This window comes from Pseudomonas sp. B14(2017) (assembly GCF_002113255.1).
GTDB lineage: Bacteria > Pseudomonadota > Gammaproteobacteria > Pseudomonadales > Pseudomonadaceae > Aquipseudomonas > Aquipseudomonas putida_Z.
In genome coordinates this window covers 14,540-28,960 of the sequence record NZ_NEJY01000004.1, presented here as the reverse complement: position 1 = coordinate 28,960, position 14,421 = coordinate 14,540, and the positions used below count along the sequence as shown (strand labels likewise).

10 protein-coding genes are annotated in these 14,421 nt (G+C 65.7%); 5 read left to right on the top strand and 5 right to left on the bottom strand.

Annotated elements, in window-relative coordinates; genetic code table 11:
• Entirely contained in the window at nt 1-1,152 is a 1,152-nt protein-coding gene (locus tag CAG34_RS04830; RefSeq protein ID WP_085588411.1) for an acyl-CoA dehydrogenase family protein, read from the top strand.
• Between the two features lie 225 nt (nt 1,153-1,377).
• Here CAG34_RS04830 and CAG34_RS04825 read toward each other — a convergent pair whose 3' ends face one another.
• Nucleotides 1,378-2,310, bottom strand: a complete 933-nt coding sequence (locus CAG34_RS04825; protein WP_085588409.1) for a LysR family transcriptional regulator — start codon at nt 2,308-2,310, stop codon at nt 1,378-1,380.
• A gap of 125 nt (nt 2,311-2,435) precedes the next feature.
• On the opposite strand from CAG34_RS04825, the gene CAG34_RS04820 reads away from it, so the two are divergent.
• Nucleotides 2,436-2,699, top strand: coding sequence for a DUF2790 domain-containing protein (locus tag CAG34_RS04820; RefSeq protein WP_085588407.1), 264 nt, complete (start codon nt 2,436-2,438; stop codon nt 2,697-2,699).
• A gap of 1 nt (nt 2,700) precedes the next feature.
• Here CAG34_RS04820 and CAG34_RS04815 read toward each other — a convergent pair whose 3' ends face one another.
• On the bottom strand, nt 2,701-3,393 hold the full coding sequence (locus CAG34_RS04815) for a tRNA (adenine(22)-N(1))-methyltransferase TrmK (protein WP_085588405.1): 693 nt from the start codon (nt 3,391-3,393) through the stop codon (nt 2,701-2,703).
• A 136-nt stretch (nt 3,394-3,529) separates the two neighbouring features.
• Here CAG34_RS04815 and CAG34_RS04810 point away from each other — a divergent pair, with 136 nt between their 5' ends.
• From CAG34_RS04810 to CAG34_RS04800, 3 genes are all read left to right on the top strand, one after another.
• Entirely contained in the window at nt 3,530-3,910 is a 381-nt protein-coding gene (locus CAG34_RS04810) for a RidA family protein (protein WP_015270613.1), read from the top strand.
• A 204-nt stretch (nt 3,911-4,114) separates the two neighbouring features.
• Nucleotides 4,115-6,115, top strand: a complete 2,001-nt coding sequence (locus CAG34_RS04805; protein ID WP_085588402.1) for a U32 family peptidase — start codon at nt 4,115-4,117, stop codon at nt 6,113-6,115.
• Nucleotides 6,116-6,321: 206 nt separating this feature from the next.
• Complete coding sequence (locus tag CAG34_RS04800; protein ID WP_085588743.1) at nt 6,322-6,879, top strand: TetR/AcrR family transcriptional regulator; 558 nt, start codon at nt 6,322-6,324, stop codon at nt 6,877-6,879.
• A 190-nt stretch (nt 6,880-7,069) separates the two neighbouring features.
• On the opposite strand, the gene CAG34_RS04795 is transcribed toward CAG34_RS04800, so the two are convergent.
• Genes CAG34_RS04795 through CAG34_RS04785 form a run of 3 tightly spaced genes read right to left on the bottom strand, consistent with a single transcriptional unit; the run spans nt 7,070 to nt 12,759 of the window.
• Nucleotides 7,070-8,470: an efflux transporter outer membrane subunit gene (locus CAG34_RS04795; protein ID WP_178080866.1), complete on the bottom strand. Its 1,401-nt coding sequence runs from the start codon at nt 8,468-8,470 to the stop codon at nt 7,070-7,072.
• A complete protein-coding gene (locus tag CAG34_RS04790) occupies nt 8,470-11,601 on the bottom strand; it encodes an efflux RND transporter permease subunit (protein WP_085588400.1) in 3,132 nt (1,043 codons plus the stop codon). The genes CAG34_RS04795 and CAG34_RS04790 overlap by 1 nt, the downstream gene beginning before the upstream one ends.
• Nucleotides 11,602-11,616: 15 nt before the next feature.
• Nucleotides 11,617-12,759 carry a MexC family multidrug efflux RND transporter periplasmic adaptor subunit gene (locus CAG34_RS04785; RefSeq protein WP_085588398.1) on the bottom strand — a complete coding sequence of 381 codons (1,143 nt, stop codon included), beginning with the start codon at nt 12,757-12,759 and terminating at the stop codon, nt 11,617-11,619.
• Between the last annotated feature and the right edge of the window lie 1,662 nt (nt 12,760-14,421).

The window sequence follows — 14,421 nt, the reverse complement described above, 5'->3', positions numbered from 1 at the left end:
ATGCAAGACCTGGAACTGAGCGAAGAACAGATCATGATCCGCGACATGGCCCGGGACTTTGCCCGTGGCGAGATCGCCCCGCATGCCCAGGCCTGGGAAAAGGCCGGCTGGATCGACGATGGCGTGGTGCGCAAGATGGGCGAACTGGGCCTGCTGGGCATGGTGGTGCCGGAAGACTTTGGCGGCAGCTACACCGACTATGTCGCCTACGCCCTGGCGGTGGAAGAGATCGCCGCCGGCTGCGGTGCCACCGGAGCGATGATGAGCATCCACAACTCGGTGGGCTGCGGCCCGCTGCTGGCCTACGGCACGGCCGAACAGCAACAGCAGTGGCTGCCACGCCTGGCCACCGGCGAGGTGATCGGCTGCTTCTGCCTGACCGAGCCACAGGCCGGTTCCGAGGCGCACAACCTGCGTACCCGCGCCGAGCTGGTGGATGGCCAGTGGGTGATCAACGGCGCCAAGCAGTTCGTCAGCAACGCCCGCCGCGCCGGGTTGGCCATCGTCTTCGCGGTGACCGACCCGGAGTTGGGCAAAAAGGGCCTGTCGGCGTTCCTGGTGCCAACCGACAACCCGGGCTTCAAGGTCGATCGCAGCGAGCACAAGATGGGCATCCGCGCTTCCGACACCTGCGCGGTCACCTTCGACAACTGCCGCATCCCTGCCGCCAACATCCTCGGTGAGCGTGGCAAGGGCCTGGCCATCGCCCTGTCCAACCTCGAGGGCGGCCGTATCGGCATTGCTGCCCAGGCACTGGGCATTGCCCGCGCCGCGTTCGAGGCGGCGTTGGTCTACTCGCGTGATCGGGTGCAGTTCGGCAAGCCGATCAACGAACACCAGAGCATCGCCAACCTGCTGGCCGACATGCAGGTGCAGGTGAATGCCGCGCGCTTGCTGATCCTGCATGCCGCGCGCCTGCGCAGCGCCGGCAAGCCGTGCCTGTCGGAGGCCTCGCAGGCCAAGCTGTTCGCTTCGGAAATGGCCGAGCGGGTGTGCTCGATGGCGGTCCAGGTGCATGGCGGGTATGGCTACCTGGAGGATTATCCGGTGGAGCGCTACTACCGCGATGCGCGGATCACGCAGATCTATGAAGGGTCTAGCGAGATTCAGCGGATGCTGATTGCGCGGGAGTTGAAGCACTATCCCCTGTAATCAGACGGGATACTGGGGCCGCTGTGCGGCCCATCGCAGGCAAGCCAGCTCCCACAGGCACTGCACCGCCTTCGCAACCTGTGGAGTACCTTGTGGGAGCTGGCTTGCCACACAGGCATTGCACTGCCTTCGCAGCCTGTGAAGTACCTTGTGGGAGCTGGCTTGCCGGCGATAGGGCCAGTACAGGCAGTGCAAGAAGTTGCCTCAAAAAAGCAGATCAGTGCTTCAACGCCAATAGCGCGAATCATCCACCACCCTGGCATGCCCCTCGAACAGCGCCGGCAACTGCTCCTTGAGGTAGTCGATCCAGGTGCGCACCTTGGCATCCAGATAATGCCGTGACGGGTAGATCGCATACAGCGCACTTTCGCGCAGGCGATACGGCGCCAGCAACCGGCACAACCGCCCCTGCTCGATCGCCTGGCTGGCCGTGTAGAACGGCAGCAGGCCAATGCCCATGCCCAGCTCGCTGGCCACCAGCATGGCGTCGGCGACGTTGGTGGAAAAACTGTCGCTCGGTGCGATCACGCACTGGTCCACCCCTTGCGGGAACACCCAGTCACCTTCGTACATCGGATAAGCCATGCGCAGGCAACGGTGCTGGTGCAGGTCTTCCGGGCGCTCTGGCACGCCGTGGGCCACCAGGTAGCTCGGCGCCGCGCAGGGGATGCTGAAAATGTTGCCCAGCGGCACGGCGATCAGCTGCGAATCCGGCAGCGCCCCGTCCACGGTAATCACCACGTCGTGCCCTTCGGCCAGCGGGTCAGGGTTGCGCTGGGACAGGGTCAGCTCGATCACCACCTCCGGGCACAATGCGTTGTAGCCGGCCACCAGCGGCATCAGCAACAGGCCCAGGCCGTGCGGGCAATGCAAACGCAGGTGGCCGCGGGGCGTGAGGTGCGCGCCACGGGCTTCGCCCACCGCCTCTTCGGTCAGCAACATGATCTGCCGCGAGCGCTCGAGAAACCGCTCGCCCGCCTCGCTCATGCGCAAACGCCGCGTGGTGCGGTGCAGCAGGCGGGTCTGAAGCTGGTTTTCCAGCTCGGCAACGATGCGCGAAACCTGCGCCGCAGAAATGTCCAGGGCATTGGCGGCCGCAGCGAAGCTGCCACATTCCACCACACGGGCGAAGGTACGCATGGCATGCAGCATGTCCATGAAGGTGTGCTCCTTGTTCGGTCTTATTCTTGCGTTACAGGCAGGAATCTATCACGGGTTAGCCCATTTATTGTGGATGACCAATGAATGGATCATTAGCCATACATTGAAAAAAGGAGCCTGCCATGAAACGTTCGATCGCTGTCCTTGCCGTTGCCGCTACTCTCGCCTCGTTCGGTGCCTTTGCCGACACCGGCAGCAACCAGCCGGTCAGCAGCAGCAACTACGAATACGGCATGCCGCTGGACGTGGCCAAGGTCATCTCCATCACCCCGGCCAGCAACGCCGCCGACTGCCAGGTTGGCACCGCGCACATGGTGTATGTCGACCACCAGGGCCAGAAGCGCGAAATCGACTACCGGGAAATGGGCAACTGCTCGCAGCAGTGAGTCAGGCCAGCACCTCGGTGATCCAGCCGACCTGTTGCCTGAAGTCGTCGATTTTCGCCTGAGGCACCGCACCGCGGGCCCGCTCGAAGTTGGCCAGGGTCTGCTGCTTCTGCCGCAGCATGCGCCGCCACTTGACCAGGAACGCCTCGCTTTTCTCCTGCATCAGCACCGGGCCGAAGTACAGCTGTTCAGCGGTGTACGCCGCCTTGCCCGGCTCGGCGACGATGATCTCGTAGTCGAAGCGGTTTTCCCGCAGCAGCTCTTCGCTGACGATCCGGTAACCATTGCCCACCAGCCACTGGCGCAGTTCGCGCTCGGCGCCATTGGGCTGCAGCACCAGGCGGGTGACGCCAGCCAGGCGTTGTTTGCCGGCCTCGAGGATTTCGCACATGGTGTCGCCCCCCATGCCGCAGATACTGATCACCGAGATGCGGTCTTCCGCCTCGACCGCTGCCAGGCCATCGGCCAGGCGCACGCTGACCCGCCCTTCCAGGCCGTTCCTGCGCACGTTGCGCTGGGCCGAAGCGAACGGCGTCTGCGCCACCTCGCCCGCTACCGCCGCGTCCAGCACGCCGCGCAGCATCAAGGCCACCGGCAGGTAGCCATGGTCCGAGCCGATGTCGGCCAGGCGCGCGCCTTGCGGTACTTGTGCAGCCACGCGCTCCAGGCGCCTGGACAATGTCTGTTCGTTCAACGTAAACCCCTGCTTTGCAATCGGCCGCGATTCTGACGGCGAACGCCGCGCATTTCAAACACCGGGGTGCCCTCGACCGTGCCGGCGCGCTCGCGTAGGCTTGCCGCTTTCCTTCCGTAGCAAGGCAAGACACCCCATGGCACAAGCAGACATCATCTACACCCCGGACCCGGACGCCGAGTCGATTTCCTCCGACGTTGCCGAATACAACGGCGTGCTGGTCACCACGCAGATCCCGACCCACGCCGATGGCAGCCTGGAACTGGGCGGCATCGTCGAGCAGAGCGAGTGCACCCTGCAGGCGCTGAAAGTGGCGCTGGAGAAGGCCGGCAGCGGCATGGACCGCGTGCTGCACCTGACCATCTACCTCACCGACATGGCCGACCGCGCGGCATTCAACGAGGTGTACCAGCGCTTCTTCAGCAAGCCCTGGCCGGTACGCGCCGCCGTGGGCGTGGCTGCACTGGCGTTCGAAGGCATGCGCGTGGAAGTGACCGCAATGGCCGCCAAGCGCTGATTCACCTTCAAGGGCCCTATCGCCGGCAAGCCAGCTCCCACCTCGACCGCGCTGCCCTCAAGCCTGTGCAGTACCTGTGGGAGCTGGCTTGCCGGCGATAGGGCCGGTGCAGGCAGTACACCTCTCGGCACCCCGATGATGCCGCCAGCCCGTTTCGCCGCTACAATGCCCGCCTAAACCGTGACAGCCCGAACCTATAACGACATGTCCCTTCCAAAGAATCACCTGGAACTGCTCAGCCCTGCCCGTGACGTGGCCATCGCCCGCGAAGCGATCCTGCACGGTGCCGACGCCATCTACATCGGTGGCCCGAGCTTCGGCGCGCGCCATAACGCCTGCAACGAAGTCAGCGATATCGCCGAACTGGTCGAGTTCGCCCATCGCTACCATGCACGCGTGTTCACCACCATCAACACCATCCTCCACGACAACGAGCTGGAGCCCGCGCGCAAGCTGATCCACCAGCTGTACGACGCCGGTGTCGACGCGCTGATCGTGCAGGACCTGGGGGTGATGGAGCTGGATATCCCGCCGATCGAGCTGCACGCCAGCACCCAGACCGACATCCGCACCCTGGAACGGGCCAGGTTCCTCGACCAGGCCGGCTTCTCCCAGCTGGTGCTGGCGCGTGAGCTGAACCTGCAGCAGATCCGCGCCATCGCCGCCGAAACCGACGCCGCCATCGAATTCTTCATCCACGGTGCGCTGTGCGTGGCCTTCTCCGGCCAGTGCAACATCTCCCATGCGCAGACCGGCCGCAGCGCCAACCGTGGCGACTGCTCGCAAGCCTGCCGCCTGCCCTACACCCTGAAGGATGACCAGGGCCGCGTGGTCGCGTTCGAGAAGCACCTGCTGTCGATGAAGGACAACAACCAGACCGCCAACCTGGCTGACCTGGTCGATGCCGGCGTGCGCTCGTTCAAGATCGAAGGCCGCTACAAGGATGTGGCCTATGTGAAGAACATCACCGCCCACTACCGCAAGGAGCTCGACGCCATCCTCGAAGGCCGCCCGGAGCTGGCCCGCGCCTCCAGCGGCCGCACCGAGCACTTCTTCGTGCCCGACCCGGACAAGACCTTCCATCGCGGCAGCACCGACTACTTCGTCACCGACCGCAAGGTCGACATCGGCGCCTTCGACTCGCCAACCTTCACCGGCCTGCCGGTGGGTGTGGTGGAAAAGGTCGGCAAGCGTGACCTGCAGGTGGTCACCGAGGTGCCGCTGACCAACGGCGACGGCCTCAATGTGCTGGTCAAACGCGAAGTGGTGGGCTTCCGCGCCAACATCGCCGAACCGCGTGGCGAGTTCGAGGAAGACGGCGAGAAGCGCTACCGCTACCGCGTCGAGCCCAACGAAATGCCCGAAGGCCTGCACAAGCTGCGGCCCAACCACCCGCTGTCGCGCAACCTCGACCACAACTGGCAGCAAGCCCTGCAACGCACCTCGGCCGAGCGCCGCGTCGGCGTGCAATGGCACGCGGTACTGCGCGAACAACGCCTGGCGTTGACCGTCACCAGCGAGGAAGGCGTGAGCGCGCAAGTGGCACTGGACGGCCCGTTCGGCCCGGCCAACAAGCCGCAGCAGGCGCTGGACCAGCTGCACGACCTGCTCGGCCAGCTGGGTACCACCATGTACCACGCCGACAGCATCGAGCTGGACGCCCCGCAGGCGTACTTCGTCCCCAACTCGCAGCTCAAGGCCCTGCGCCGCGAAGCCATCGAGGCGCTAACTGCAGCACGGGTGCAGGCGCACCCGCGTGGCGGGCGCAAGGCCGAGACCACGCCACCGCCGGTTTACCCCGAGTCGCACCTGTCGTTCCTGGCCAACGTGTACAACCAGAAGGCCCGCGACTTCTACCACCGCCACGGCGTGCAACTGATCGACGCGGCCTACGAGGCTCATGAAGAGCACGGCGAAGTGCCGGTGATGATCACCAAGCACTGCCTGCGCTTCTCCTTTAACCTGTGCCCCAAGCAGGCCAAGGGCGTGACCGGCGTGCGCACCAAGGTAGCGCCGATGCAGCTGATCCAGGGTGATGAAGTGCTGACCCTGAAGTTCGACTGCAAGCCGTGCGAAATGCACGTGATCGGCAAGATGAAAAGCCACATCATCGACCTGCCGACCCCGGGCAGCGCGGTTGCGCAGGTGGTTGGGCATATCAGCCCGGAAGACCTGCTGAAGACCATTCCGCGCGGGGCGCATTGATTTAGCCTGCAAGGGCCCTTTCGCGGGCACGCCCGCTCCCACAGGGATCTCCACAGTCCTCCATACCTGTGCAGTATCTGTGGGAGCGGGCATGCCCGCGAAGAGGCCCGCGACGACACAAAAAAGTCTCAAATGAGACCATCCCGCTTGATCCCCCTACCATTTCCTGCACAATGATTGGCATGCGAACCACGCGAGGCATGCCGATGCAACCCACCCCGCACGATGAACGCCTGCTCAAGGCCCTGGCCCACGCTATCGTGGTCCACCCCCGCGCCACCCTCAAGGAGCTGGCCGAAACCGCTGGCGTCAGCAAAGCGACCCTGCACCGCTTCTGCGGCACCCGCGACAACCTGGTGGCGATGCTTGAGAACCATGGTGAACAGGTGCTCAACCAGGTGATCGACAATGCCGCCTTGCACACGGCCGAACCCCTGGCCGCCGTGCGTCACCTGATTTCCGAGCACCTCAAGCACCGCGAGATGCTGGTGTTCCTGATGTTCCAGTACCGTCCCGACACCCTGCTGAACGACAACGAAGACCGCCGCTGGCTGGCCTACACCCAGGCGATGGATGCGTTTTTCCTGCGTGCGCAGCAGATGGGCGTGTTGCGCATCGACATCAGCGCGGCGGTGTTCACCGAGATGTTCATCACCCAGATCTACGGCATGGCCGATGCCGAGCGGCGTGGGCGTGCGGCCAGTGCCAATTCGGCGCAGGCGCTGGAGCAACTGTTCCTGCAGGGGGCACTGGCCAAGGTCTGAGGGTGGGGCTACTGGCCTTATCGCCGGCAAGCCAGCTCCCACCTCGACCGCGCTGCCCTCAAGGCCTGTGCAGTACCTGTGGGAGCTGGCTTGCCGGCGATCAGGCCGGTAGCCCTTACACAAAAAAAGGCCCCTGGGCACAAGTCCCAGGGGCCAAAGCGGTTGGATCACCCAACCAAAGGAGCCTTTCTCAGCCGCGCGCCGGCCATCCGCCGCCCAGGGCGCGGAACAGGTCCACCAGCGCCAGCTGCCGCTGCGTACTTGCCTCGATGTACGCCGCTTCATTCACAAAATCACTACGCTGCGCATCCAGGTAGCGAAGGTGGCTGTCTATCCCGCCTTCATAACGCGCCTTGGCCAGGGCCACCGTTGCGCGGCTGGTATCGGCCAGGGCCCGACGGGCGATTTCCTCACGCCGCAAGGTATCGGTAGCCGCCAGGGCATCGGCCACCTCACGAAACGCCTGCTGGACTGCCCCCTCATAAGCCGCCACCGCCGAGTCCTTGCGCGCCTCGGCCAGGCTCAGCCCGGCCCGGTTGCGCCCGGCATCGAAGATTGGCAATGACAACTGCGGCATGAAGCTCCAGCTGCGCGAACCGCCATCGAACAGGCCGGATACCTGGGTACTCGACGTGCCAAAACTGCCGGTCAGGCTGATACGCGGGAAGAATGCCGCCCGCGCCGCGCCAATATCGGCATTGCGCGCCCGCAAGCGGTGCTCGGCGGCGAGGATGTCCGGGCGCCGTTCAAGCAGCACCGACGGCGCGCCAGGGGCAATGTCCTGCAGCACGCTGGGCGCCGCCTGGCGTTCGGCCGGCAGGGCCTTGGTCGCCTCGCTGTTGCCCACCAGCAGCACCAGCGCGTTGTAGGCCTGGCGCTGTTGGCGCAGATTGCTCTCCAGCTCGGCACGGGACTGCTCGACCAGGCCGAGCGCCTCCTGATGGTCCAGCGCCGTGGCCGTACCGGCGGCGCGACGCTGGCCGATCAGGGCCAGCGAGTCCTCGCGGCTGGCCAGGGTCTGCCGGGTCAGGGCCAGGCGCCGCTCGCTGCCGTCCAGGCTCAGGTAGGCCTGGCTCACTTCGGCGATCAGGGCAATGCGCGCGGCGCGGCCAGCCTCTTCGGTGGCCAGGTACTGCTCCAGGGCCGCATCGCTCAGGCTCTTCACCCGGCCGAACAGGTCCACCTCGTACTCAGGCAACGACAGGCCGACCTGGTAGCTGCTGGCAACGCCTTCACGGCCATCGCCGGCCAGCCCGGCGGGCTGGTGCTGGCGGTTGGCGGAAGCCGCGGCGTTCACCCCCGGCACGCGGTCGGCACGCTGGATGCGGTACTGCGCACGCGCCTGGTCGATGTCCAGCAGGGTCTGGCGCAGCGAGCGGTTGTTGTCCAGCGCCGTGCTCACCAACTGACGCAACACCGGGTCGACGATGAACGCCTGCCAGCCCAGCTGGTCCACCTGTTGCCCGTGGCTGGCGGCATCGTTCCACTGGCTGGCGACTGGCGCCTCGGGGCGCTGGTAGGTCGGCGCCAGGGAGCAGCCGCTGGCCAGCAACGCCAGGGCGAAGGGCACAAACAGATTACGCATGACCATCACTCCGGCACCTCGACGGCTTGGGCTTGTGGCGCTGGCTTGCGCTTGAGCAGCGACAGCACCCAGACAAAACAGATCGGTACGAACACCACACCCAGCAAGGTGGCGCTGAGCATGCCGCCGATCACCCCGGTGCCGATTGCCCGCTGGCTGGCCGCACCGGCACCGCTGGCGATGGCCAGGGGCACCACGCCGAGGATGAACGCCATCGAGGTCATCACGATCGGCCGGAAGCGCAGGCGTGCGGCCTCGATGGCGGCTTCACGCAGGCTGTAACCCTTCTCCCACAGTTCCTTGGCGAACTCGACGATCAGGATGGCGTTCTTCGCCGCCAGGCCGATGATGGTGATCAGGCCAACCTTGAAGTACACGTCGTTGGGCATGCCGGTGACCATCACCGCCAGCACCGCGCCCAGTGCGCCGATCGGCACGATGAGCATCACCGTCAGCGGGATCGCCCAGCTTTCGTACAACGCCACCAGCAGCAGGAACACCACCAGGATGGCCAGGGCGAACAGGCTGCCGGCCTGGCCGCTGGAGACCTTTTCCTGGTACGACAGGCCGGTCCAGGCGTAGCCGATCCCCGGCGGCAGTTCGCTGACCAGGCGCTCCATCTCGGCCATCGCCTGGCCAGTGCTGTAGCCTGGTGCGGCATCACCGGAAATACGGATCGACGGGTAGCCGTTGTAGCGCACGATCTGTACCGGCCCTTCCTCCCAGCGGGTGGTGACGAAGGCACTGAACGGCACCTGCTGGCCATCGGCATTCGGCGCGTACAGGCGCAGCACGCTTTCCGGGGTCATGCGCTCGCCCTGCTCGGCCTGCACCACCACCCGCTGTTGCCGGCCGGCGTTGGTGAAGTCGTTGATCACCGCCGAACCAAAGGCGGTGGCCAGGGTGTTGTTGATGGTCTCGAAGGTCACGCCCAGGGCGCGGGCCTTTTCCCGGTCGATGTCGACCCGCAGCTGCGGTGCCTCGGCCAGCCCTTCCATCATCGCGTAGAGGATGATCGGGTTGCCGTTGGCCTGGCCCAGGATCTGGTCGCGCGCTGCCAGCAAGGCCTCACGGCCCAGGCCGCCACGGTCGAGCAGGCGCAGGGCGAAACCACCGGCATTGCCCAGGCCATCGATCGGTGGCGGGTTTACCGCCATGATCGCGCCATCGCCGTAGCCGGCGAACTGCGCGTTGATCGCCTGGGTTTCGGCATCCACCGATTGCTCGGCGCCGCGCACCGACCAGTCCTTGTAGGTAGGGAACGCCAGCGCGGCGTTCTCGCCCATACCGGAGAAGCTGAAGCCACTGACCATGAACGCCGAGGCCAGGGCTTCACGCGACATCAGGAACTGCTCCAGGGCCTGCCCGGTAGCATCGGTACGCACACGGCTGGCGCCCGGCGGCAGCTGCACGTCGACAATGGCATAGCCCTGGTCTTCCACCGGCACGAATGATTCCGGCAAACGCAGGTAGAAGTAGCCCAGCATCGCCAGGATGCCGGCGTACACCAGCATGTAGCGGCCGGCACGGCGCACCAGGGCATTGTTCATTACCGAATAGCGCTCGGTCAGCCGCGCAAAGCCGCGGTTGAAGGCGCCGAAGAAGCCGCGCTTTTCATGGTGCCCAGGGGCCACCGGCTTGAGCAGCGTGGCGCACAGGGCCGGGGTGAAGGTAAGCGCGAGGAAGCCCGAAAACAGGATCGACACCGCCAGCGACAGGGAAAACTGCTGGTAGATCACCCCCACCGAACCCGACATGAACGCCAGTGGCATGAACACCGCCGACAGCACCAGGGTGATGCCGATGATCGCGCCAGACACCTGGCCCATGGCCTTGACCGTGGCATCGGCCGGCGACAGGCCCTCCTCGGCCATGATCCGCTCGACGTTCTCTACCACCACGATGGCGTCGTCGACCAGGATGCCGATGGCCAGCACCATGCCGAACATGGTCATCATGTTCACCGAGAAGCCCATCAGCTTCATCACCATCAGCGTGCCCAGCAGGCACACCGGCACCACGATCGACGGAATCAGCGTGTAGCGGATGTTCTGCAGGAACAGGAACATCACCAGGAACACCAGCACCATGGCTTCGAGCAGGGTGTGGATGACCTTTTCGATGGCCACGTCGACGAAGCGCGAGGTGTCGTAGGGCACCGAATACTCGACGCCTTCGGGGAAGAACTCGCTCAGCTCGGCCAGGCGCTGCTTGACCAGCTCGGCGGTTTTCAGCGCATTGGCGCCCGGTGCCAGCTGCACCGCACCGGCCACCGCAGGCTTGCCGTCCAGGCGCGAGGAGAAGTTGTAGCTTTCCATGCCCACTTCCAGGCGTGCGACATCGGCCAGGCGCACCAACGAACCGTCCGGGTTGGCGCGCAGCACCACGCGGCCGAACGCCTGCGGGTCGTCCAGGGTGCCTTGCACCGCCAGGGTGGCGGTCAGCTCTTGCTGGCTGCTGCCAGGCGCACTGCCGAAGCTGCCAGCCGGCACCTGCACGTTCTGGCCACGGATGGCGTTGCTCACGTCATCGATCGACAGCCCGTAGCCGACCAGCTTCTGTGGGTCGACCCACACACGCATGGCAGCTTCCGACGAGAAGAACTGCAACTTGCCCACGCCCGGGACCCGGCGCAGCTCGTTGTTGATATTGCGAGCGGCATAGTCGCCCAGCGCCGTGGTATCGGCCTGGCCGGCGCCGTCCTTGTAGCTGAGGGCGTAGATGAGCAGGAAGCCGGCACTGGTCTGCTCGACCTGGATACCCTGGGTAATCACCGCCTGCGGCATGCGCGCCTCGGCCTTTTTCAGGCGGTTCTGCACATCGACCTGGGCCAGCTCCGGGTCGGTGCCTGGTTCGAAGGTGACCACCACCTCGGCCATGCCGTTGGAGTTGTTGGTGGACTCGAAGTACAGCAGGTTCTTGGCGCCGTTGAGCGACTCTTCGATGATGCTGGTCACCGATTCCACCAGCACCTTGGCCGAAGCGCCCGGGTAGGTGGCGGTGATGGTGATCTGTGGCGGAGCCACGTTGGGGTACTGGGCCACCGGCAGCGTGGGAATTACCAGCAAACCGGCCAGGGAAATGAACAACGCCACGACCCAGGCGAAGTTCGGCCGCTTGATGAAGAACTTGGACATCTCGTAACCCTCGCCTCAACGCGCCGCGGCTTGTTGCGCCGGGGCCGGTGCCACCGGCATGCCCGGGGCCAGGCCGGCAGGGCTGCCAACGATCACCTGGTCACCCGGGCGCAGGCCCTCGGTCACCTGCCAGCGGGCACCGTGCATGGCACCGGTGCGCACGCTGCGCGCCTCGGCAACCCCGCCAATGCCCACCAGCATCACCCGCGCTTCACCGTCGCTGCCGCGCTGGATGGCGCGCTGCGGGACGAGGATGGCTTGGTTGTCGGTGCCTTGCGGGGTGCGCACGCGCACGTACATGCCCGGCAGCAGGATGCCGTCGGCGTTGTCGAAGCGGCCACGCAGGGTGACCTGGCCGGTACCGCGGTCGACCGCGACGTCGGTGAACATCAGCGCGCCCGGGCGCTCATAGTCAGTGCCTTCCACCTGGGCGGTCAGGGCCTGCTGGTCACCGGCCGCCAGCGCGCCGTCCTTCAGTGCCTGGCGCAGGCGCAAGGCATCGGCGGCGGACTGGGTGAAATCGACGTAGATCGGGTCGAGCTGCTGGATACGCGCCATGAGCGTGGCGTCACCCTGCCCTACCAGTGCACCTTCGGTGACCAGTGCGCGGCCGATGCGGCCAGAGATCGGCGCCTTGACCGTGGCATAGCCCAGGTTCAGGCGCGCGGTCTCGACATCGGCCTGGGCCGAACGCACCGCGGCCTGGCCGCTGCGCAGCTCGGCGCTGGCGGTGTCGAAATCCTGCTGGCTGACCGCCTCGATTTTCACCAAGGGTTCGTAGCGGCGCACCCGCGCCTGGACTTCGAGCATTACCGACCGGGCTTTGGCCAGGTCGGCTTCGGCGCGTGCCAGCGCGGCCTTGAATGGCGCAGGGTCGATCTGGAACAGCACATCGCCGGCCTTGACGTCGGCGCCCTCTTCAAAACGCTTGTGCAGGACGATGCCGGCCACCCGTGCGCGCACCTCGGCGACACGCATGGGTTCGACCCGGCCCGGCAGGGTTGCCGCCAGGGTCAGGGGTTCGCTGGCGACCGTCACGGTCTGCACCGGAAAGGCGCTTTGGGCCGCAGACGGCGGCGCTTCCGCTTCGCCGCAGCCGGCCAGCGCGACTGCTGCCGCCAGGCAGCTGGCCATTCCTATTGCACGCAAGTTGCTCATGATTCACCCGAGCTTTAGATGGAAAAACGGCCCGAATGATATTGGCGAAGGCAAAATGAGTCAATTTTGTCTCATTTGATACTTTGTTAATAATTGTGAAGCCTGTCCGGTGTAGGAGCGGCCTTGTGTCGCGATCGGGCGCGCAGCGGCCGCAATTCAGGCGCTGCCGTGTGTACTGGAGATACGGGATGCAGGTTTGGCGGCCGCTTCGCGCCCGATCGCGACACAAGGCCGCTCCTACAGGGATCGCGCAGGGCCTAGGCTTGGCGCCATGCCTGTAGAAGACCTTGAAGCCTGCACGGTCAGTGTGGGAGACGGGCATGCCCGCGAACACCGGCGTAGCCGGTGCCATCCACCGCGGCGCCTGCTTCGCGGGTGAACCCGCTCCCACAGGGATCGCGCAAGGCCCAGGGGCTGGCGCCATGCGTGTACAGGCAATGACCTGAATCAAAGACCTTGAAGCCTGCACGGTCAGTGTGGGAGCGGGTTTACCCGCGAACACCGGCGTAGCCGGTGCCATCCACCGCGGCGCCTGCTTCGCGGGTGAACCCGCTCCCACAGGGATCGCGCAAGGCCCAGGCTTGGCGCCATGCGTGTACAGGCAATGGCCTGAATCAAAGACCTTGAAGCCTGCACGGTCAATGTGGGAGCGGGTTTACCCGCGAACACCGGCGTAGCCGGTGCCATCCACCGCAGCGCCTGCTTCGCGGGCATGCCCGCTCCCACAGGGATCGCGCAAGGCCCCGGGGCTAGCGCCATGTCTGTAAAGGCAATGGCCTGAATCAAAGACCTTGAAGCCTGCACGGTCACTGTGGGAGCGGGTTTACCCGCGAACACCGGCGTAGCCGGTGCCATCCACCGCGGCGCCTGCTTCGCGGGCATGCCCGCTCCCACAGGGATCGCGCAAGGTCCTGGGGCTGGCGCCATGCCTGTAGTGGCAATGGCCTGAATCAAAGACCTTGAAGCCTACACGGTCAGTGTGGGAGCGGGCATGCCCGCGAACACCGGCGTAGCCGGTGCCATCCACCGCGGCGCCTGCTTCGCGGGTGAACCCGCTCCCACAGGGATCGCGCAAGGCCCAGGCTTGGCGCCATGCCTGTAGTGGCAATGGCCTGAATCAAAGACCTTGAAGCCTACACGGTCAGTGTGGGAGCGGGTTTACCCGCGAACACCGGCGTAGCCGGTGCCATTCACCGCAGCGCCTGCTTCGCGGGCATGCCCGCTCCCACAGGGATCGCGCAAGGTCCCGGGGCTGGCGCCAGGCCTGTAGGGGCAATGGCCTGAATCAAAGACCTTGAAGCCTGCACGGTCAGTGTGGGAGCGGGCATGCCCGCGAACACCGGCGTAGCCGGTGCCATCCACCGCGGCGCCTGCTTCGCGGGCATGCCCGCTCCCACAGGGATCGCGCAAGGTCCCGGGGCTGGCGCCAGGCCTGTAGAGGCAATGGCCTAAATCAAAGACCTTAAAGCCTACACAGTCAGTGTAGGAGCGGGCATGCCCGCGAACACCGGCGTAGCCGGTGCCATCCACCGCGGCGCCTACTTCGCGGGCATGCCCGCTCCCACAGGGATCGCGCAAGGTCCCGGGGCTGGCGCCAGGCCTGTAGTGGCAATGGCCTGAATCAAAGACCTTGAAGCCTGCACGGTCAGTGTAGGAGCGGGC

Bases quoted from the DNA above. Each gene is read 5' to 3' on its own strand.
- CAG34_RS04830 (WP_085588411.1), top strand. From the start codon at position 1: ATGCAAGACCTGGAACTGAGCGAAGAACAGATCATGATCCGCGACATG.
- CAG34_RS04820 (WP_085588407.1), top strand. From the start codon at position 2,436: ATGAAACGTTCGATCGCTGTCCTTGCCGTTGCCGCTACTCTCGCCTCG.
- CAG34_RS04790 (WP_085588400.1), bottom strand. From the start codon at position 11,601: ATGTCCAAGTTCTTCATCAAGCGGCCGAACTTCGCCTGGGTCGTGGCG.
- CAG34_RS04795 (WP_178080866.1), bottom strand. From the start codon at position 8,470: ATGGTCATGCGTAATCTGTTTGTGCCCTTCGCCCTGGCGTTGCTGGCC.
- CAG34_RS04800 (WP_085588743.1), top strand. From the start codon at position 6,322: ATGCAACCCACCCCGCACGATGAACGCCTGCTCAAGGCCCTGGCCCAC.
- CAG34_RS04785 (WP_085588398.1), bottom strand. From the start codon at position 12,759: ATGAGCAACTTGCGTGCAATAGGAATGGCCAGCTGCCTGGCGGCAGCA.
- CAG34_RS04810 (WP_015270613.1), top strand. From the start codon at position 3,530: ATGGCACAAGCAGACATCATCTACACCCCGGACCCGGACGCCGAGTCG.
- CAG34_RS04825 (WP_085588409.1), bottom strand. From the start codon at position 2,310: ATGGACATGCTGCATGCCATGCGTACCTTCGCCCGTGTGGTGGAATGT.
- CAG34_RS04805 (WP_085588402.1), top strand. From the start codon at position 4,115: ATGTCCCTTCCAAAGAATCACCTGGAACTGCTCAGCCCTGCCCGTGAC.